Source organism: Sphaerimonospora thailandensis (assembly GCF_016863115.1).
In the GTDB taxonomy this organism is placed as follows: domain Bacteria; phylum Actinomycetota; class Actinomycetes; order Streptosporangiales; family Streptosporangiaceae; genus Sphaerimonospora; species Sphaerimonospora cavernae.
The window spans coordinates 63632-82867 of sequence record NZ_BOOG01000002.1; the positions used below are offsets into that span (position 1 = coordinate 63632).

The window sequence follows — 19236 nt, forward strand, 5'->3', positions numbered from 1 at the left end:
GCTGCTGGAGACCGGCGAACCGCTGCCGGACGACTCGTGGCCTCCCCGATCAGGGCTCGACGAGGTCGCGGGGTGCCGCCGGGCCGACCCGCCCAGGCGCTCACCTGAGGGAAGTGCCGAAGCTCAGGTCAGTGCGCTCGGCCGGGCCCGGCGGATGTTGCGTGCCGCCCTGGGGTCGATCCGCTTTGTCAGCGCCAGCGCCCGGTGCAGCGATGCGTCGGCCGCCGCGTCCTCCCCCAGTGCCAGCAGCACCTCGCTGAGTATCACCAGCGTCCGGGCCTCTTCGAGCGGGGCCTGCAACTTGCGGAAGAGCGCCGCGGCCTGCTGGAAGTGGTCGACGGCCTGCGCCGGGTCGCATTCGACCTGCGCCAGCTCACCGAGCCCGACCAGCACCCGCGCCTCGGCGAGTCGCTGCTGGGAGGTGGTGGCAAGGTCGAGGGCACGGCGCAGGGCGGCGTCGGCTTCGGCGAACCTGTGCTGCCGCAGATGGGTCATGCCGAGGCCGTGCAGCGCGTACGCCTCGCCCGTGGGGTCGCCGATGTCGCGCACGATCGACAGCGCCTCGTCGAATGCCCGGACGGCGAGGGACGGCTCGTCCGACTGCAGATGGCCGTGCCCCATCCGGTGGAGGACCTGGGCGCTCACCCTCCTGCTTCCGCCGGACTTGCTGAGCATCAGCGCCTCCGACAGCAGCGGCATGGCGCCGTCGAGGTCGTCGCACTCCAGCCGGAGCTGGGCGAGGTTGTGCAGGGTGTACGCCGCCCCGACCTCGTCGCCGGACTCGCGGAAGATCTCCAGGGACAGCTCGTAGTGCCGCACCGCCTCGTCGAGGCGGCCGTTCATCCGGTGGAGGAATCCGATGTTGCGCGTGGCGACCGCCATGCCCTGGTCGTCGCCCATCTCCAGGAACAGCTCGGCCGCCGCCTCGAAGTGGCGCTGCGCGTCGACGAACCGCTGCTCGTTGACGCACAGCGTGCCCATCCAGTGGAGCACCATGGCCTGGCCCCGGACGTCGCCGGCCTGCCCGGCCGCCTCCAGGGCGATCTCGTGGGTCTCCCGCCAGTCGTCGAGATAGACCCGGGACTCGAAGAACGGCACGGCGTTGACCGCAAGGCCCCAGCACAGATCGGTGAAGCCCGCCTGGGCCGCCTGGCGGATGCCGGAGACGAGGACCAGCCGTTCGCGCTCGAACCACGCCAGCGGCGCGGCGACGATCTGGTCGACCAGATGAGACGGCAGCGACCAGCGGGCGGCGTCGCTGCGGATGAGCACGTCCGTGCCGTACTCGCGGTGCCGCGCGGCGTCGGCGAGGAAGAGCAGCCCGCCGAGCACCCTGGCCAGCGCGGCGTTGCGCTCGGCCGGGGACTCCTCCGCGGCCAGGCGCTCCCGGGCGAACACGCGGATGAGGTCGTGGAACCGGTAGCGCGCGTGCATGCCGCGCCCGACGCCGGTCGTCTCCACGAGCTGGGCGTCGGCGAGGTCGTCCAGCAGGTCCTGGGAGTCGGTGAGCGGCCGGTCGAGAAGCGCCGCGCTCGTCCAGGCGGAGAAGATGTGCGTGTCGAGGATGGCCAGCCGCCGGAACAGCCGGCGCGCCTCCTCGCTCACGGCCTCGTAGGTGAGCGAGATGCTCGCTCTGATCCCCATCTCACCGTGTTCGAGCTCGTCGAGCCTGCGGGTCTCGTCCTTGAGCCGCTCCACGAGCTGCCCGATGCTCCAGTGCGGACGCGCCGACAGCCGAGCGCCGGCGATGCGCAGGGCCAGGGGCAGCCGGCCGCAGAGCTGGGCGAGCGCGGCGGCGTCCTGCGCCTCGGCCTGTACGCGCTCCCCGCCGGCGATGCGCGACAGCAGGTCGATCGACTGGGCGGAGTCGAAGACGTCCACGTCGACGTGCACGGCGCCGGCCAGCCCGGCGAGGCGGCTGCGGCTCGTGATGATGACGGCCGAGGCCGGATTGCCGGGCAGCAGCGGCAGGACCTGGCTCTCGCTGCCCACGTCGTCGAGCACGATGAGCGTCCTGCGGTCGGCCAGCAGGGCCCGGTACATCTCGGCGCGCTCTTCCAGGCCATCGGGCAGCGAGTTCCCGGGCACGCCGAGCACGCGCAGGAACCGTTCGAGCACCTGCATCGGGCTGACCGGGCGGCTCACTCCGCCGTGCAGGTCGGCGAAGAGCTGGCCGTCGGGGAAGCTCGCGGCGACACTGTGCGCGGCGTGCACCGCGACCGTGCTCTTGCCGATCCCACCCTTGCCGACCACGACCACGACGGGTACGGCGAAGCGCGCCGAGCCGTTCGGATCGTTCGTCAGCCGTTCACGGATCTCGCGGACCTGTTTGACGCGTCCGGTGAAGTCCGCGATGTCGGTCGGGAGCATGCCGGGCACGCTGGGCACGTTGACGGGGGGTTCGAGGCTGACCTCGATGGGCGGCTCGGGCAGCTTGAGGCTCTCGTCGGAGGTGAGGATCGCGTATTCGAGCTGCTGCAGCTGCTCGTTGGGCTCGATGCCCAGCTCCTCGATCAGGGTGTGACGTGCGCGCCGGTAGACCTCGAGCGCCTCGGCCTGGCGGCCGGAACGGTACAGGGCCGTCATGAGCTGGCCGCGGAGCCGTTCACGCAGCGGGTGCTCCTCGACGAGCCGGGTGAGCTCGCCGACTAGCTCATGGTGCCTGCCGAGATCGAGTTCGAGTTCGAGGCAGTCCTCGCTGGCGGTGATCCGATGCTCGTCGAGCCGACCGGCCTCGGCCTGCACCAGCGGGCTGTCGATGGTCTGCAGGGCAGGTCCGCGCCACAGCCGCAGCGCCTCCCGGTAGTGCTTGACCGCCGTGTCGTAGGCGCGGTTGTCACGGGCCCGGCGAGCCTGGAAGACGAGGCGCTCGAACCGGTGGGAGTCGAGCCGCTCGTCCTCGACCGTGATGGCGTATCCCTGCCCCCGTGTGGTTATCACTCCCGGGGGTCCGCCTGCGCCGGAGAGGAGACGGCGCAGAGCGGAGATGCAGATCTGCACCTGGGCTCGCGAGGTGCTGGGAGGATCGTCGCCGTAGATGGCCTCCGTCAGCCGCGAGGTCGTGACCGGCCGGCCGGCGTCCAGGAGCAGGACCGCGAGGACCGTCTGCTGCCGAACGCCGCCGAGATCCACCTGGTGACCGCGCACTGCAGCTTCGAGATCTCCCAGAATGCGAAACTCCACTCGCATCTCCTGACAAAACCGCGGCACTTATCGGACGAAAATCGTACGATATGATATCCGCCGTGGCGCGCTAATCGTCCGGGCGATTCCCGCGGTCCACGGCGGCTCTATGTGTCATATGTCGCGTTCGTGTGATAGTACCCCCCATGTTCGGGCTGGGCTAGACGAAGGCGCTTGCGGAATTGGAGCTTTCCCGATGAACGCGTTCGGCCGGGGACCCGAGTCCCCGGCCGATGGGAGTCGTCCTGATCATCCCCAGGGCGTGCCGGGCTGGATGGTAGGAGTGGGGGTGGGGGCGGCCGTCCCGGCGGGGATGGGCGTCGCGGGAACGCCGTCGGCCGCGGCGGCGGGGGCGACCAGCGCCGTCAGGCCGGCGGCGGTGACGGTGACGGCGAAAATGGCGGAGGAGGCGAGTCGGACGACGCGGCGAGAGGTGTCGTTCATTTCTTGGCTACCTCGACTTCCTGTGACGGTCCGGTTGAGTTCGTAGGCGATCGGTTGATCTGCTCCAACCCTGGCAGCGGTCGCCATCCGCTCACTATCGCGTCGCTTCCGGACCCTCATCGCCGTCCGATATCGAGAGAAATAGACGGCCAATAGCACGGCGATGCCGTACTGATAGCGGCACCCGGGAGGCTCGGTACAGACCCGCATGGCGCGGGTTTCGGTTTAGCAGCTGCAAGGTGGGTGACCGTCACATGGGTATCACGGTGCAGGCGCAGGATGGCGTCTACGGCCGGTCGGCCGCCGGCGTCCGTGCCCGTCTCGAGCAGTCGGAGAACGGCCACTGGAGGGCCGTGGCCGAGGCCGAGACCGATCCCGAAGGGCGCGTCAGGGGATGGAGCGGCCGCAAGTTCGATCGCGGCGCCTACCGCCTCGTGCTCGACAGCGGCCGCTACTTCGTCGGACTCGGGCTCAGCGCCGCCTACCCGGAGATCGCCCTGCAGTTCCGGCTGCATGACGAGACCGATGCGTGCCAGATCCACGTCCTGATCTCGCCGTGTTCCTACTCCGCGTATTTCGGTGCGCTGAGCTGACTCGCCGGAGGCGGCTGTCATGAGCCTGGTGGAACGAGACGCGGAGATGACCCGCCTGGCGGGGCTGCTCGGCGACGCCCTGGCCGGCAGGGGCAGGATCGTTCTGGTCGACGGGGCCATCGCGATCGGCAAGAGCGAGTTGCTGCACGCGTTCGCGGAGCGGTGCCTGGGCCTGGGGGCGCTGCCGATCATCGCGACCGGCTCCCGGATGGAGCGGAGCCTGCCGCTCGGCGTCCTGGGCCAGCTCATCCAGGAGGCGCCGCTGGTCCGGCGGGAGCGCGAACGAGCGGTCGCCCTGCTGGGCGAGGGCGCGGGCGGGGCGCTGCCGGGCGTGATCTCCTGGGGCTCCCGGGTAGACGTCCTTCAGCAGGTGGACGCCCAGATCGTCCACGGGCTCTGCACGATCCTGCTGGAGCTGTCCGAGCGCTATCCGCTGGTGATCGTCGTCGACGACGCGCACCACGCCGACCGCGCCTCGCTGCTCTGCCTGGCCTATCTGGCCAGACGAGTGCGGGCCGCGAGAATCATGGTCCTGCTCGCCGACCACGGCCGACATGACGCGCTCTTCCACGCCGAGCTGCTGCGCCAGCCGCACTGTCATCGGATCAGGCTCGTCCCGCTGTCGCGGCAGGGGGTCGTCTCCGTGGTCGCCGAGCGGCTCGGCGGACAGACCGCTGAGCGCTTCGCCGACGACTGGCACGCGCTCAGCGGGGGCAACCCGCTGCTGGCCGCCGCGCTGGCCGACGACTACCAGGACCTCGCCCGCTCGGCCCCGGCTGAACCGCCGGCCGGGGTCGTGGCAGGCGGCCGGTACGGCCAGGCCATACTGTCGTGCCTGCACCGCGCCGACCGGCGGACGCTCAGGGTGGCCTGGGGGCTGGCGGTCCTCAACGCGCCCGGACCGACCCGATACCCCGATCACCCGGGGGATCTCCAAGATCCACGACACCTCGGGCATCACGGGCGCCTCGCCAGTCTGCTCGCCGCCCTGCTCGCCGGGCCGCTCGGATCGGGCGGCGCCGACGTCGAGCGGGAGTTGGCCGCTCTCACCACCGCCGGCCTGGTGGACCGAGGTCGTTTCCGGCACGAGGCGGCCCGCGCCGCCGTACTGGCCGAGATGGACCGCGGGCGGCGGATGGGCCTGCACGCACGTGCCGCTGAGTTGCTCCACGAGGCCGGGGCGACCCCGTCCGCTGTGGCGGAGCACCTGCTGGAGGCGGGCCCGGTGGAGGAGCCATGGGTCGTCCCGGTCCTGGAGGAGGCGGCCGGTACCGCGCTGCGGGCCGGACACGTGCGGCAGGCCGCCGCCTATCTCCGGCTGGCCGGCCGCGGATGCTCCGACGAGGACCGGCGCGCGAGGATCACCATGATGCTCGTCCGGGCCGAATGGCGGATCGATCCCGGCACGTCCACCGCCCATCTCGCGGAACTGGCGGACGCGGCGCGCCGGGGCAGCCTGCGCGGAGACGACGTCGTCGTGCTGGCGCGGGCGCTGCTGTGGCACGGCCGGTTCGACGACGCCCGCGACGTGCTGGAGCACCTCAACCGCATCGGTGCGGCGGCCGATCCGGAGACGCACATCGAACTCATGGTCACCCGGCTGTGGCTGCGTGCGACGTTTCCACCGCTCAAGGTTCATCTGAGTCACCCGGTGCGGGAGCGCGGCGCCGAAGGCGCCGTCTCGCCGGAGTCCAACCGGCGACTGGAGACGGCCGTCGTCCTCACCGAGGTCCTGTCCAGGGGGCCGCGGGAGGAGGACCTGGACGCCGTCGAGGGGATCCTGCACGCCTGCCACCGCGACGGGACGTCGACCGACACCGTGGAGAACGGCCTCCTCGCCCTCGCCTACGGCGGCCGCTGCGAGCGCGCCGCCTCGTGGTGCGAGCTCTTCGGCATGCAGGCCGCGTCCGGGCACACGCCCAGCCGCCGGGCCAGGCTGGCCGCCGTACGCGCCGAGATCGCGGTACGGCAGGGCGACATGCGGTGTGCCGAACATCAGGCCCGCCTCGCCCTCGACATCATCCCGCCGAGCAGCTGGGGGGTCGCCGTCGGCGGTCCCCTGGCCAGCCTGGTGCTCGCACTGACGGCGGCGGGCAGGCACGGGGAGGCCGCCGAACACCTCGACAGGCCGGTCTCCGAGGCGATGTTCCAGACGCGGTACGGACTGCACTACCTGCACGCACGGGGGCGTCACCTCATGGCGACCGGGCAGCCGGCCGCGGCGCTTCGCGACTTCCAGCTCTGCGGCGGCCTCATGGCGGCGTGGGACCTCGACGTGCCGGAACTCGTCCCCTGGCGGTCCGAAGCCGCGCAGGCCCGTCTGGGTGCGGGGCGGCCGGCGCTCGCGGCGGCGGCCGGGCCGGTCGACCTGCTGAGCGGTGCGGAGCGCCGGGTCGCCGCGCTGGCGGCGGCCGGACACACCAACAGGGAGATCGCCGGGAAGCTTTACATCACGGTGAGCACCGTGGAACAGCACCTGACGCGGACCTACCGGAAGCTGAAGATCACCCGGAGGGCCGATCTGCCGTCGATCCTGCGCTCCGGAGTGGAGTCCCCAGCGGAGTCGGCCGTGGGGTCCGCAGTGGAGCCGGCAGTGGAGCCGGCAGTGGAGTCCGGAGATCACGCTCTAACCGACGCGATGGCGTTCCGCGGCCTCGTGCCGTAGCGTCAGGCCGAGACCGGGCCTGTCCGCGCCCGCGCGCACGACGCCGCCGGCCGGGTCGGCCGCCCCGTCGAACAGCTCGCTCTCGATCCGCACGTGATCGTGGAACCACTCCACGTGACGCAGGTTGGGCGTCGCCGCGGCCGCCGGAACGTGCAGGTTCGGCGCGCAGTGCGCCGACACCTGGAGGTTGTGTCCCGCCGCGACCGCCGCCGCGCCGAACCAGCCGGTGTAGCCACCGCAGCGGGTGGCGTCGATCTGCAGGCAGTCGACCGCGTCCGCCTCGCACATCCGGGTGAAGTAGACCTGGTCCCCGCCGTACTCGCCGGCGGCCACGTCGGCGTCGGCTCGCTCGCGCACCAGCCGCAGACCGGCCAGGTCGTCGGACGAGACCGGCTCCTCGAACCACACCACGTCGTGGTCACGCATCCGACGCTCCAGCCGGATGGCCTGCTTGGCCGTATAGCCGCCGTTGGCGTCGACGTACAGCTCGGCCTCCGGGCCGATCACCTCGCGGGCGAGGGCGATGCGGTGCAGATCGCGGGCGGGAGCCGTACCCCACGACTCACCGATTTTGAGCTTCACGCGGCCGATGCCCTGTTCGTGCACCCAGTGCCGCAGTTGCGCGGCGGTGGTGGCGTCGTCGTAGGTGGTGAACCCGCCCGAGCCGTACACCGGGACCCGGTCGTGGACGGCGCCGAAAAGGCGGGTCAGCGGGACGTTCAGCAGCTTGGCCTTGAGATCCCAGAGGGCGACGTCCACCGCGGAGATCGCGTACGCGGCGAGCCCCGGCCGTCCGGCGTTGCGCACCCGACGGTCCATGGCCCGCCAGATCGCCGGGATGTCCATGGCGGACGCCCCGGTCACCACGGGGGCCAGCAACTCGGTGACCAACCGCGCGGCCGCGGCGGGCGCGTAGCTCCACCCCGTGCCCGTGACGGTGCCCGCGCGAACCTCGGCCACCACCATCGTCGTCGCATCCCAGGCGAAAGTGCCGTCGGCCTCGGGGCGGTCGGTCGGCACCCGGTAGGCCGCGGCGCACACCTCATGGATCACATCGTCGACCACGTCGTCGTCATCCCATCGATCATGGGGGGGCAGCGGCAAGCACCTGCGGCGAAACGCAGCAGGGGCACCCACGTTCGCCATCGGGTGGCAGCGGCACGGCCAGCATGCCCGCACCGAGGCGGGCCGACACGGTGCGCCAGCCCACTTTTCCCCGGACGCCTCCACATGCCGCCAGCGCCCCGGCCCGCACCGTAAGCGGACCGAGGCGCTGTGGTTGGGCACCGGATTCTAGGCACCGAACTAGGTCATGTTTGGCAGATCATGTCCTGCTGCGCGGCCCAGACGGCGCTTCGCCGCGCCGGACTCGTCGCACGCAGGCTCCCCGCTACGAGCTCCTCCTCCGGCTTGCGATGCATCCGCCTGGATCCACGCTCGCGACGGACAGCATCTGCCAAATACTCCCTAAATGTCGAACTCGCCATCCCTGACGCCGCCGATGAAGGCGGCCCACTCGCTCGGGGTGAAGGCCAGCGCGGGGCCGGTGGGGTTCTTGCTGTCCCGGACGCCGATGACACCGGGCAGGTTGGTCGCCACCTCGACGCAGTCGTTGTTCTGGGCGCTGCGACGGGACTTCCGCCACTGGGCGCCGGACAGGTCAGGCAAGTCGGTCATGCTCACTCCTAGCCGCGGCGATGCGCGCCGCGGACTCGTCAGGGGACAGGCAGGCGCCGGCGAGACGCTCAAAGGTCAGGATAAGGTCTCGCACCTGGTCGGCCGCCTCCACGTACACCTCCCCCGCCGGGCACTCCGCGTACCCGAGATCGGGGTCCTCCCCGAAGGACAGCACTGAGAACGCGCCCTCAAACCCGCAGTGTGCGCCGACTCGCTGCGGCAGCACCTGGACCGTGATGTTCGGCCGCTCCATGGCCTCAAGCAGGTCGTCCAACTGCCTGGTCATGACGCCGGGCGCCCCGATCGGCCGGCACAGCGCCTCCTCGGCGAGGAGGACATGCAGTGTCGGCGCCCGGCTGCCGAGCAGGCTGATCTTCCGCTGCATCCGCGCGTCCACCCGGCGCTCCAGCTCGATGCCGGGCCTGTCGGGGTAACCGGCTTCAATGATCGCGCGAGCGTAGTCCTCGCTCTGCAGCAGGCCGGGGATCAGCAGCGGCTCCCACTTGCGGATGGCCCGGGCCTCCGCCTCGAACTCCACGTAGCTGCCCGAGAGGACGTCGGAGTAGGCGGTCCACCAGCCGCGCCGGGTCACCTCGTGGGCGAGCTGCACCATGGCCTTGGTGGTCTCGTCCTCCGCGCAGTACAGGTGGCAGAGCGCCGCCACGTCCTCGGGTGCGGGGGCGCCGCGACCGGTCTCGAACCGGTTGAGCTTCGATCTGGACCACCCGATCTGCTCGGCGGCGTCCTCCGTCGTTAAGTCGGCACCTGCGCGAAGTGTGCGCAGCTCACGCGCCAGACGGCGCAGCCGAACCGTCGAATGCTTCATGCCGGAGAGTCTCCCACAGGCAATCCCGATCCCACAATTTCCAAAACTTCCCATATCGGACTGGCCATCGACTTATTTCTAGGAAGTCATTGCCATCATGAGATTCCCAAGTCACTATGAGTTGCGTCTCCACCGAGAGAGACGGCTCGGACGGGTCAAGCATGGGGTTCGCGTCATTGGCTGCGTGCCTTGGACCGTTTTCGCTGTCCGGCAAGGGAGGCACCCGCCCGTCAGGGCAACAGAAACGGGCCGGCCAGGGGTGCTGCATACCCCTGGCAGGCCCTTGATCGGACGCTAGGAGGTCCGACCCGTGCTCCAGAGTAGTGCCCAGGCCATCAGCAACGAATTGACACACAAGGGGGTCATGCCTGGCTGGCGCGTCATCGTCAGCGACGCCGGCCGCCTGTGGGCCAGCCGTGAGAAGCCGTTCTCCCCAGCCGCCGAGAAGGCCGGTGCTTCCCGCACCGTCGACGCCGACGACGAGGCCGAACTGGCGGCGGCGGTCGCCGTACAGGAGCGCCTGGCCGAGGAGGCGTCGCGATGACCCATGCGTCATTCTCGGTGGCGTCCGCTCGGGCGACATCCTCACCGACGGCGTCCTCACCGGCGGCGAACGCCCAGCCAACCCGCCCCGCGCGCGGTGCCCTGAGCGCAGCCGCCGAGAGAATGCTCGGCATCCTCGCCGAGGCGGAGGACAAGGCCGAGGCGGAAGACGAGGACTGCCCGGGTGTCTCGCCGCATCCTGCCGTTCCGCTCCCCGGACGTACGGCGTTCCGCTGGATTGAGGAAAGCCTCGGACAGCGGGGCCGCGTGATCGAGCACACCTGCGGCTGCGTCATGACCGTCTATGAGCTGATTTCCTACGGCGGGACCTACCAGATCTGCCGCTGCACCCTCCCCCGCCCCGGCGTTCCCGCCGTGTCATGGACGGCGGAGCGGTGGGGCCGCCGGGAGGCGTACGAGTGGTGGCGTCGCCTACTCACCGGGCAGGCCCGATGAGCCACCCCAACGTTCCCGATCCGCTTGCTCGTTCGCACCTGATTTCCTCGAAGGAGAGATCGACTGTGGTCACATGCCCGGCCTCTGCGCTGGTGCTCAACCCCGATGAGCTCGGCCCCGATCCGGTCCCGGGCCTGAACCTGGCGGTGAAGCTGGGGATCGGGCATCTGGAGATCCGCTCGGCCGAGGGCGCCAACGCGCTGATGCTGCCCGACGACCGGCTGCGGCACATTCGGACCCTGGCCGACGAGCGCGGCCTGAAGGTGGCAGCGCTGGCCTCGCCGCTGTGGAAGTGGTGCCATCCCGAAGCACGGCCAGGCCGGGTTGACACCTTCGGTTTCCCTACCCAGGTCCCGCCTGATCAGCGGCTGGGCTGGGTGGAACGGGCTTTCGAAGCCGCCACGATCCTCGGTGCGCCGGTAGTGCGGGTCTTCTCCCACCTACGGGTCGAGCCGGAGCTGACCGAGGGGTTCGCCGGCGATCCGCTGCTGGCCAAGGCCCTGAACATGGCTGAGCGGGCTGGCGTGCGACTCCTGCTGGAGAACGAGCCGGTGTGCACTGTCGCCCACGCCGAGCCGCTGCTGGAGGTCCTGGGGCGGTACCACGGACAGGGCCTGGGGTTGTGGCTGGATGTGGCGAACCTGCACGAACTCGGCCAGGCCACACCCGAAGTGATCCGGGCTCTGGCCCCGTACGTGGGTTACCTGCATGTCAAGGACTACCACGTGGGCGCTGACGGAGGGCGGGTCTTCTGCCCGGCCGGGACGGGGTGTGTGCCGTACGGCGAGGTGTTGCCGCTGCTGCACGCCGCCTGTCCAGTGCTGCCGTACGCGCTGGAGACCCATGTGCGTGACACCCCGGCCGAGGCGCTCACCGCTGGGGCTGCGTTCCTGCGCACGTCACTTCCGGGAGGGCTGAGGTGAAAGCCGCCGTGAGTCGGGTGCTGCTGGTCGGAGCCGGGGAGGTCGGTGCCAAACACCTCGTCGCACTCGCTGACACACCCGGAGTGACGGTGGCTGGTGTCGCCGATCCGTGCCCACGCGCCGAGTTGCCGCCGGGCACTCCGCTGTTCGCCTCCTGGCGGCCCGCGCTGGCCGCGCTGTCTCCAGAACTGGTGGTGGTGGCCGCCCCGCCCGGAACGGCGCTCGCAGCGGCGCGGGAGGCCGCCGCGTCCGGGGCCATGGTGCTCGTGGAGAAGCCCGCCACCACTGACCCCGCCGCCCTCGCCTCCCAACCCCGTGATGAGCGCATCTTCGTGGGCTTCCAGTCGCACTTCGCTCCCGGACTGGACGGGCTTCTCGCGCGGTCCCCAGTGATCGAGCGTACGGAGGTGCTGCTGAGCGTGAGGCGCGACGCAGGCTACTTCCGTGGCTGGCGCCGCACTCACTCCGCAGCCGGCGGGGTGCTGCATCAGCAGGCCATCCATGGCCTGGCTCTGGCCCTGCGGCTCATGCCGGGGGATGTTCGGACGGCGGAGGCCACGGTGGTCCACCGGCGAGGACTGGCCGAGACCGAAGACCAGGTCATCGCCGACTTCGTCCTGGCCGGCGGACAGACGGGACGCATCGACGCCCGCGTCGATCACCCTGGCCCGCCTCGCCATGAAGTCGTCCTGCATCTCGCCGGTGGGCGGCGTCTATGGGTGCGCGGTCGCAACCTCGAAGCCGGACTCGGCGTCGCCGATGCCGCTCCAACTCATGAGGAACTGCGGCGCCGGATGTACACGTCGGTGCTCGACGCCGCCGAAGGTCCCGTTCATCCCTGTCTGTTCCCGCTGTCGGCGCTTCGGCGCACACTGGAGGTGATCGACCGTGTCTACCACGACGCGCACGTGGTCCGGGCAGCGGACGCCGCTGCCGCATGAACTGGCTGTCGAAGTCGTCGAACGCAAGGGTGTCGGCCACCCTGACACCCTTGCCGACGGCATCGCCGAACTCGCCTCCATCCGCTACAGCAGGCACTGCTTGGACGTGGCGGGCGCGGTGCTGCACCACAATCTGGACAAGGTCGCCGTCCTGGGAGGCCGTGCGGCCTTCGCCGAGGCGGACGGGGCCTACGATCGGCCGCTGCGGATCGTCTTCGGCGGCCGGATCTCCACGTCATTCGCCGGACGGCCGCTGGCGGTGCGGGAGATCCTTGAGCAAGCGGCCGTCGACCACCTTCGCGCCGCGCTGCCGGGCTTTGACCGGGTGCGGCTGGAGATCCGCCACGAGACGACCAGCTCCAGTAAATTCTCCCATTGGTTCACCCCTCGCTCGCTGGAGGACCTGCCCGAGCGGCCCCGGGCGTTCTCCAATGACACCGCTTATCTCGTCGGCTCCGCACCGCGCACGGCCGCTGAGACTGTCGCACTGCTGGCCGAAGCATGGTTCCGTCGCTACGCGTGGGCCGGCAGCGACATCAAGGCCCTCGTCGTGCGAAATGACGACACCTTCACTATTACCGTCTGCGTGCCCGCCCTGGCTGGACACCTGACCACCTCGACCGAGTTCGACGACGTGGTCACGGCCGCGGCCCGTGAGCTGTCCGCCGTGCTCGAACACCGGCTTGCCAGTCGGGTCCAGGTGGTGTGCAACACCCGGGGCAGCCGCATCGGTCCCCTCTCAGGCCAGTACTTCACGCTGTCGGGGTCAGCCGTCGACTACGGCGAGGATGGGCTGGTCGGCCGGGGTAATCCTCGCACCGGGGTGATCAACGGGGCGCATCTGGCAGGCAACGAAGCAGCATTCGGGAAGAATCCGGCCTATCACGTCGGCAAGGTCGGCGGCTGGCTGGCTGATACCGCCGCTGCCGCAGTCGCCGCGGAGTTCGGCCCGTGCCGGATCGGGCTCCTGTGGCGCAACGGCGCTCCCTACAGCCAGCCCGACTCCGTCGAGATCACCACCGGAAAGGACCGACCGAACGGTGATGCCGAGGAGTTGGTGCGCGTCACGCTGGGCCGTACCGACTGGTTGCCGGATCTAATCTCCGGTCGGTACCTGCCCAGAGTCGAATCGGTCGAGCACCTGCTGGCCTGCCTAGACGAGGCGATCGCATGACCACGCACCAGGTAACCACCGGCTACGTGTCCGCCGTCCTGGCGCTGCCCGAGGTAGCGGACACCACAGCCGCTCGCACGGTCGGCCTCACCTTGCCCGGCGGCTGGATCCTTCAGTCAACCGGCATCGGCCAGGGCAGGGTGGCGGTCGAGGTGACCGTCGGGGCGGCGGATGTCGCCGCCGATGCGAACACGGTGCGCGTCCAGCTTCCCCCGTCCGTCGCGGGCTCGGACACGCTGATGTACGTCACCTACACCGCGCTGGAACGCCTCCGCCAGCAGCAGCGCAAGGTCACCGTGCACGCCACCGCCCTGTACGCCTCGGGCGGGCAAGCAGTGCTGTTGCTCGGCGCCAAGGGAGCGGGGAAGACATCAGTCGCACTCGCGCTGGGCGAGCGCGGCTGGGTCCATGCCGGAGACGATCTGGTCGTCATCGGCCAAGACGATAACGACGGCCTGGTGGTATGGCCGGGCAAGCCCACCGCCGCCATCCGCGACCCGGGCAGGCCACTCGCTCCCAAACCCCAGTGCGTCCTGGAGCCCTTCGCCGCCGGCCCAGCCCGGCTGAGCCGGATCGTGCGCCTGGCTGTTCACCCCGCTCTGGCCACCGCGTCGCTGACGCCCGCACAACCGCTGTCAGTGAACGAACGGCTGCGGTTGAGCGAGAACATGGCCCGCTACATCTCCGGCCTGCCCACCCCACTCGGCGGAATCACCGGAGCACCGTACGGGCCGGTCTGGCCACTGGACACCCCCGCCTGCGCCCGCTGGCGCAGCCACCTCATCACTCAGATTGCCGACTGCCGGTTCGACTACGTATACGCCCCATGCCCCCAGACGGCCGCCGACCTACTCATCGAGGAGGCCGAGACCGGATGAACGCCGCCGCGATCCTCCCCAGCCGCAACGAGCCGTACACCATAGCTGCCGTCACCACGGCCGTCGACGCCGCCCTGAACGATGCGCGGGCGTTCATCGTCCACGCCGACTCCTCTGACGCCCCGCAGACGGCCGAGCGGTTCGCCGCCGCACCAACGCAGGCTCGCACGCGCGCGTTGACAGGCCTGGCGCGGGGCAAGGGCGCTCAGATCCTGGCTGCCGCCCGCCACCCGGAGATCGCGACCGCCGAGGCAGTACTGATCGCCGATACCGACACCAGGAACCCCGCCCCGGCGGTCTACCGCGCGTTGCTGAACCGCGTACAAGCCGGCGCCGCCATGGCGATCGCCGACTACCCACGCCACTGGGACGAGGCCAACCTCACCAACCACCTCGCCCGGCCGCTGATCGCTGCCGTAACCGGGAACGATGTGCCCCAACCACTGGCCGGGGATCTCGTTATCTCCCGCACGGCCCTGGCCGCCGCCCTTCGGGTCGCCACCGATCTGCCGTCAGAGCTGTCGGCGTGCGCGGACGGGTACGGCATCGACGCCCTCTTCTTGCTGACAGCCGCCGCATGCGGCCCGGTGGCCTGCGTACGACTCGATCAGCCCAAACAGCACGCCGTTTCCTTCCCCCATCTGCCGGCCATCTACCACCAGGCCGTCCCCATGCTGCTGCACCTGACCGCCGGCTGGACCCCGCAACCCACCCCGGCAAACCGGACAAGCTGGATGGGCCGGTGCCCGGCGCCCTACCGGACCGCCGATCGCGAGTTGGAACCCGCGCGTCTTGAGGCCATGTTGACCACATTGGACCGCCTCACTCCGCACCCCGGCAGATACGATGATGAACGTCCCTGGCCGCTTCCCGCCGCGGACGCCTGGCACGCCGTCAACTCCGGCACCCCGGCTCCCGACGCGGCTCGCCGGCTGTGGCCGCACTACACCCGCCGTGTCCGCGACTGGCTCACCAGCGGCCAGCACGCCACGACCCGGCAGCGGACTCAGATGCTCGCCGCCGCCCACGCCCGCCTGCACGCCGCCGTCCTCACTCCTTCAGGAGCCTCATGATGATCATCACCCCGACCTCCGGCTTCTCCGCCTTCGCCCTGGAGCCCTTCCCCGAGATCCAACCCGGCGACGACCTGACCGCCGCCATCACCGGCGTCCTCACCCGCACCGGCAGCGAACTACGGAACGGCGACATCGTGGTGGTCGCCTCCAAAGTCGTGTCCATCGCGGAGAAGCGGTACGTTGAACTGGCCGGCGTCACCCCCTCACCCGAGGCGGTCGAACTGTCCGCCACGACGGGGAAACCCGCGGAGATCGTGCAACTCATCCTGGAGAACTCCACCGAGCATTTCCTGGCAACCGAGCGCGGCCCGATCATCGCCCGGCACACCCTCGGCCACCAGCTCACTTCCGCCGGGATCGACCGCGCCGGGAGCGAGGGCGCGTGGCTACTACCGCGGGACCCGGACGCCTCCGCCCGCGCTCTGCGTCACGCTTTGATCACCTGTACCGGCGCAGAGGTCGCTGTCGTGATCGCCGACTCCGACGGCCGCGCCGACCGACGCGGAGCGACCGTCATCTCCATCGGTGCCGCCGGGATCACCCCGCTGCGCATCACCGAGCATGACGGCAAACGTCAGGAGGAGACCTTCACCGACCTCGCCGCAGCCGCAGCCGGCGTCATCCTCGGGCAGCGCGGCCGCGGTGCCCCCGTCGCCGTCCTGCGCGGCATCGCCTACACCATGAGTGACGAGGGCGTGGCTGCGATGCTCCACCATCGACCGTGGCCCTGCTGATCACCGGGGCCGCCGGAGCCATCGGTGCCCGCCTGGCCGCCGATCTCGCCGCCTGCGGCATACCCCTACGGCTACTCGATCTGCGAGCGCCCGCAGACGCGCCGCCCACGGGCACGGAGTTCGTCCAGGCGGATCTGTACGACCAGGTTGCGGTCGAGAAGGCCGCCGCCGGGATGTCGGCTGTCGTCCACCTCGCGGGCATCACTCGCGAGGGACCCTTCGCCGAGATGGCCAAACACAACATCATCGGAACCCACCATGTGCTAGAGGCGGCCCGCCGCCAGCGGGTGCCGCGCGTGGTGCTGGCCAGCAGCCACCACGTCACCGGCATGAACCCCGTTGGCGTCCCGACGTCATTGGCGCCTGACAGTTTCTACGCCGTCAGCAAGGTCACTATAGAGGCACTGGGCCATCTGTACGCCCACAAGACCGGCATGGAGATCGTCGTCATACGTATCGGCAGCTACCGCGCGCGGCCCATCGAGCCCCGGCACCGAGCGACGTGGCTCAGCCCTCGCGACGCCACCACCCTGCTGCACGCCGCGGCCACCCGGCCGCTGCCGAGTCGGTTCCTCACCGTGTACGGCACCTCCGGCAACACCGAGTCATGGTGGCCACGCACCGGCTGGGACACACTCGGCTACCAGCCCATCGACAACGCCGACCAGCACCCCAGCTCTGGGCCACTCACCGACCAATTCACAGGCGGCTCCTTCGCCGACCATGAACTCCCCTAGCCAGTATCGACAAGGACATGACGAACAACGCCCCCGAAACGTACCCGGAAATCCTGCGCGGCCGCATGGTCGACCGCATCCTCGTAAGCCACAGCCTCTCTTCGACCGTCGAGGCCGCCCTGCGACACGTGGAACGCCACCGTTACGTGCGCAGCCCCGCCATCGTTCAGGGTGATTCGCTGGCCTACTTCACGTTCTGGCGATCGGAAGAGACCGCAGGGCGGTGGCAGCTAGGTGCCATAGGGCACGGCCCACTCGGTCACCACCTCGCCACCCGCATCGCCGAACAGATCGGCGTGTGGAATCGGGGCCGCACCGCCGATCCAGAGCTGCTGGCCTACCCGACCGGCCTGCCCATGCCCAGTGGCATGACGGGCAGAGTCATCACCGAGTCCGGCATCCGTCTCATCGTGCACTACTAATCCGCAAATCGGACAGTAACTGGACAGGCGGTAGCGCCTGACTTACTTGGCCTGCTCCCCGGTCAGGCCATAGCTCATGCTGTGGCTCGGCATGAGGGATCTCGGTCATCACGGTCTCCCCCTACCCATCAGGTTTCGCAATTTTCCATTAGGTGGTGGTTTGTCCGATCAGATCGAGGCAAGGCGGCAGAGTATGACGGAAATCGCCGCTGAAGTACTCATCGAACGGCTGGCCGACTGGGGTGTCGACACGATCTTCGGCATCCCCGGCGACGGCATCAACGGAATCATGGAAGGGCTGCGCCGCCAGTCCGACCGGGTCCGGTTCGTCCTCGTCCACCACGAGGAGGCGGCCGCGTTCATGGCGACCGCGCACGCCAAGGCGACCGGCCGCCTCGGCGTGTGCCTGGCCACCTCGGGACCCGGCGGCATCCACCTCCTCAACGGGCTCTACGACGCCAAGCTGGACCACCAACCCGTGCTGGCGATCACCGGCATGCAGGAGACCAGCGTGCTGGGGACCGGCTACCAGCAGGAGGTCCACCTCGACCACCTCTACGCCGACGTCGCCGAGTACAACCTGATCGTCGACAACCCGACGCAGCTTCCCGGCGTGGTCGACATCGCGGTCCGCACCGCCTACGCCCGCCGCGGCGTGGCCCATCTCAGCCTCCCCAACGACGTCCAGGTGGCGCCCGCCACCCAGGACCCGTACCAGCACGTGGCCCCGGCCAGGCCGCCGGCGACCGCTCCGATCTACCTGTCCCCGCCGGGAATGCCGCGCACCGAGGACCTGGAGGCGGCGGCCGACGTGCTGAACGCGAGCGAGAGACCGGCCATCCTCGCCGGGGCCGGCGCGCTGCACGCCCGCGAGGAGGTGCTCGCGGTCGCCGAGGTGCTCGGCGCACCGGTGATCAAGACGCTGCCCGGCAAGGCCGTCATCCCCGACGACTCTCCGTACGCCGTGGGCGGGATCGGCCTGCTGGGCACCCGGCCGGGCGAGGAGCTGATCGAGGACTGCGACACGCTGCTGATGGCCGGCACGAACTTCCCCTACACCAAGCACCTGCCCGAGCCGGGCAAGGTCCGCGTGGTGCAGATCGAGGCCGACCCGATCCGCGCCGGGGTGCGCCTGCCGACCGAGGTGCCGATGATCGGCGACGCCCGGGAGGGGCTCGCCGGCCTGCTGCCGCTGCTGAAACCCCGCTCCGACCGCGCCCACCTGGAGAAGTACCAGCGGGCGATGGACCGGTGGCGTGACGACATGACCGCCCTGCAGTCGCCCGAGCGTGACCCGATCGCCCCGCAGTACCTGATGGGCCGCATCGACCGGGCGGCCTCCGACGACGCCATCCTCACCTGCGACTCCGGCACGATCGCCACCTGGGCGGCCCGGCACTGGACGATCAGAGGGAACCGGCGGTTCTACCTGTCCGGCAACCTCGCCACGATGGCGCCCGGCCTGCCGTACGCGATCGCGATGCAGCTCGCCTTCCCCGGACGGCAGGTGATCGCGTTCATCGGGGACGGCGGCTTCGCCATGCTGATGGCCGAGTTCCTCACCGCCGCCCACCTGAACCTCCCGATCACGGTCGTCGTCAACAACAACGACTCGCTCGGCCAGATCCTGTGGGAGCAGATGGTGCTCGGCTTCCCCGAGCACGGTGTCCGGTTCGGCCGGCCGGCCTCGGACTTCTCCGCCTGGGCCCGCTCCTGCGGTGGTTACGGCCGCAAGGTCACCGACCCGGCGGATGTCGACGAGGCCGTCCGGCAGGCCCTGGCACACGACGGGCCCGCCCTGGTCGACGTGAACGTCAACCCCGACGAGCCGCCGATGCCCGGCAAGGTCGGCTACGACCAGGCGGTGAAGTTCGCCAAGGCCTTCCTGAAGGGGCAGCCGCACAAGGCGTCCATCGCCACCACGCTCTTCAAGGACAAGATCTCCCAACTGGGCAGGTGAGTGC

At 70.2% G+C, this 19236-nt stretch carries 18 protein-coding genes; 13 read left to right on the forward strand and 5 right to left on the reverse strand.

What is annotated here, in order from left to right:
* Positions 1–123 precede the first annotated feature (123 nt).
* Positions 124–3183 (reverse strand): AfsR/SARP family transcriptional regulator, encoded by a 3060-nt coding sequence (locus Mth01_RS00405; RefSeq protein WP_204009538.1) that lies wholly within the window; start codon positions 3181–3183, stop codon positions 124–126.
* A 249-nt stretch (positions 3184–3432) separates the two neighbouring features.
* On the reverse strand, positions 3433–3627 hold the full coding sequence (locus Mth01_RS00410; RefSeq protein ID WP_204009540.1) for a hypothetical protein: 195 nt from the start codon (positions 3625–3627) through the stop codon (positions 3433–3435).
* A gap of 254 nt (positions 3628–3881) precedes the next feature.
* On the opposite strand from Mth01_RS00410, the gene Mth01_RS00415 reads away from it, so the two are divergent.
* Both Mth01_RS00415 and Mth01_RS00420 read left to right on the forward strand, forming a co-directional pair.
* Positions 3882–4220, forward strand: coding sequence for a hydroxyisourate hydrolase (locus tag Mth01_RS00415; protein WP_204009542.1), 339 nt, complete (start codon positions 3882–3884; stop codon positions 4218–4220).
* A 19-nt stretch (positions 4221–4239) separates the two neighbouring features.
* Positions 4240–6885, forward strand: a complete 2646-nt coding sequence (locus tag Mth01_RS00420; RefSeq protein WP_204009545.1) for an AAA family ATPase — start codon at positions 4240–4242, stop codon at positions 6883–6885.
* On the opposite strand, the gene Mth01_RS00425 is transcribed toward Mth01_RS00420, so the two are convergent.
* From Mth01_RS00425 to Mth01_RS00435, 3 genes are all read right to left on the reverse strand, one after another.
* Positions 6847–7950, reverse strand: coding sequence for an enolase C-terminal domain-like protein (locus tag Mth01_RS00425; protein WP_239088897.1), 1104 nt, complete (start codon positions 7948–7950; stop codon positions 6847–6849). The two genes, Mth01_RS00420 and Mth01_RS00425, sit on opposite strands and share 39 nt — an antisense overlap.
* A gap of 402 nt (positions 7951–8352) precedes the next feature.
* On the reverse strand, positions 8353–8562 hold the full coding sequence (locus Mth01_RS00430) for a DUF397 domain-containing protein (RefSeq protein WP_204009551.1): 210 nt from the start codon (positions 8560–8562) through the stop codon (positions 8353–8355).
* Positions 8546–9388, reverse strand: a complete 843-nt coding sequence (locus Mth01_RS00435; protein ID WP_204009554.1) for a helix-turn-helix domain-containing protein — start codon at positions 9386–9388, stop codon at positions 8546–8548. The genes Mth01_RS00430 and Mth01_RS00435 overlap by 17 nt, the downstream gene beginning before the upstream one ends.
* 364 nt (positions 9389–9752) lie before the next feature.
* Here Mth01_RS00435 and Mth01_RS00440 point away from each other — a divergent pair, with 364 nt between their 5' ends.
* The 11 genes from Mth01_RS00440 to Mth01_RS00490 all read left to right on the forward strand — a co-directional run bounded on the left by Mth01_RS00440 (position 9753) and on the right by Mth01_RS00490 (position 19232).
* Positions 9753–9932, forward strand: coding sequence for a hypothetical protein (locus Mth01_RS00440; RefSeq protein ID WP_204009557.1), 180 nt, complete (start codon positions 9753–9755; stop codon positions 9930–9932).
* A complete protein-coding gene (locus Mth01_RS00445) occupies positions 9929–10387 on the forward strand; it encodes a hypothetical protein (RefSeq protein WP_204009560.1) in 459 nt (152 codons plus the stop codon). The genes Mth01_RS00440 and Mth01_RS00445 overlap by 4 nt, the downstream gene beginning before the upstream one ends.
* A gap of 65 nt (positions 10388–10452) precedes the next feature.
* Positions 10453–11310, forward strand: coding sequence for a sugar phosphate isomerase/epimerase family protein (locus Mth01_RS00450; RefSeq protein WP_204009564.1), 858 nt, complete (start codon positions 10453–10455; stop codon positions 11308–11310).
* 8 nt (positions 11311–11318) lie between these two features.
* Positions 11319–12251, forward strand: a complete 933-nt coding sequence (locus tag Mth01_RS00455) for a Gfo/Idh/MocA family protein (RefSeq protein WP_204009567.1) — start codon at positions 11319–11321, stop codon at positions 12249–12251.
* Positions 12199–13425, forward strand: a complete 1227-nt coding sequence (locus Mth01_RS00460; protein ID WP_204009570.1) for a methionine adenosyltransferase — start codon at positions 12199–12201, stop codon at positions 13423–13425. Before Mth01_RS00455 ends, Mth01_RS00460 begins: the two co-directional genes overlap by 53 nt.
* Positions 13422–14303 (forward strand): phosphoenolpyruvate carboxykinase (ATP), encoded by an 882-nt coding sequence (locus Mth01_RS00465; RefSeq protein ID WP_204009573.1) that lies wholly within the window; start codon positions 13422–13424, stop codon positions 14301–14303. Before Mth01_RS00460 ends, Mth01_RS00465 begins: the two co-directional genes overlap by 4 nt.
* Complete coding sequence (locus tag Mth01_RS00470) at positions 14300–15376, forward strand: hypothetical protein (protein ID WP_204009575.1); 1077 nt, start codon at positions 14300–14302, stop codon at positions 15374–15376. The genes Mth01_RS00465 and Mth01_RS00470 overlap by 4 nt, the downstream gene beginning before the upstream one ends.
* Positions 15376–16113, forward strand: coding sequence for a coenzyme F420-0:L-glutamate ligase (locus Mth01_RS00475; protein WP_204009578.1), 738 nt, complete (start codon positions 15376–15378; stop codon positions 16111–16113). The genes Mth01_RS00470 and Mth01_RS00475 overlap by 1 nt, the downstream gene beginning before the upstream one ends.
* The gene (locus Mth01_RS00480; RefSeq protein WP_204009581.1) at positions 16101–16850 is read left to right on the forward strand and encodes an NAD-dependent epimerase/dehydratase family protein; all 750 of its coding nucleotides are present in this window, start codon (positions 16101–16103) and stop codon (positions 16848–16850) included. The genes Mth01_RS00475 and Mth01_RS00480 overlap by 13 nt, the downstream gene beginning before the upstream one ends.
* Positions 16851–16867: 17 nt before the next feature.
* Entirely contained in the window at positions 16868–17272 is a 405-nt protein-coding gene (locus tag Mth01_RS00485) for a hypothetical protein (protein ID WP_204009584.1), read from the forward strand.
* 193 nt (positions 17273–17465) lie between these two features.
* Positions 17466–19232 carry a thiamine pyrophosphate-dependent enzyme gene (locus tag Mth01_RS00490; protein WP_204009587.1) on the forward strand — a complete coding sequence of 589 codons (1767 nt, stop codon included), beginning with the start codon at positions 17466–17468 and terminating at the stop codon, positions 19230–19232.
* Positions 19233–19236: the final 4 nt, after the last annotated feature.

Excerpts from the sequence above, each read along its gene's own strand:
- Mth01_RS00410 (WP_204009540.1), bottom strand. The coding sequence starts at position 3,627 with ATGAACGACACCTCTCGCCGCGTCGTCCGACTCGCCTCCTCCGCCATT.
- Mth01_RS00415 (WP_204009542.1), top strand. The coding sequence starts at position 3,882 with ATGGGTATCACGGTGCAGGCGCAGGATGGCGTCTACGGCCGGTCGGCC.
- Mth01_RS00420 (WP_204009545.1), top strand. The coding sequence starts at position 4,240 with ATGAGCCTGGTGGAACGAGACGCGGAGATGACCCGCCTGGCGGGGCTG.
- Mth01_RS00430 (WP_204009551.1), bottom strand. The coding sequence starts at position 8,562 with ATGACCGACTTGCCTGACCTGTCCGGCGCCCAGTGGCGGAAGTCCCGT.
- Mth01_RS00435 (WP_204009554.1), bottom strand. The coding sequence starts at position 9,388 with ATGAAGCATTCGACGGTTCGGCTGCGCCGTCTGGCGCGTGAGCTGCGC.
- Mth01_RS00440 (WP_204009557.1), top strand. The coding sequence starts at position 9,753 with ATGCCTGGCTGGCGCGTCATCGTCAGCGACGCCGGCCGCCTGTGGGCC.
- Mth01_RS00445 (WP_204009560.1), top strand. The coding sequence starts at position 9,929 with ATGACCCATGCGTCATTCTCGGTGGCGTCCGCTCGGGCGACATCCTCA.
- Mth01_RS00465 (WP_204009573.1), top strand. The coding sequence starts at position 13,422 with ATGACCACGCACCAGGTAACCACCGGCTACGTGTCCGCCGTCCTGGCG.
- Mth01_RS00470 (WP_204009575.1), top strand. The coding sequence starts at position 14,300 with ATGAACGCCGCCGCGATCCTCCCCAGCCGCAACGAGCCGTACACCATA.
- Mth01_RS00475 (WP_204009578.1), top strand. The coding sequence starts at position 15,376 with ATGATCATCACCCCGACCTCCGGCTTCTCCGCCTTCGCCCTGGAGCCC.
- Mth01_RS00485 (WP_204009584.1), top strand. The coding sequence starts at position 16,868 with ATGACGAACAACGCCCCCGAAACGTACCCGGAAATCCTGCGCGGCCGC.
- Mth01_RS00490 (WP_204009587.1), top strand. The coding sequence starts at position 17,466 with ATGACGGAAATCGCCGCTGAAGTACTCATCGAACGGCTGGCCGACTGG.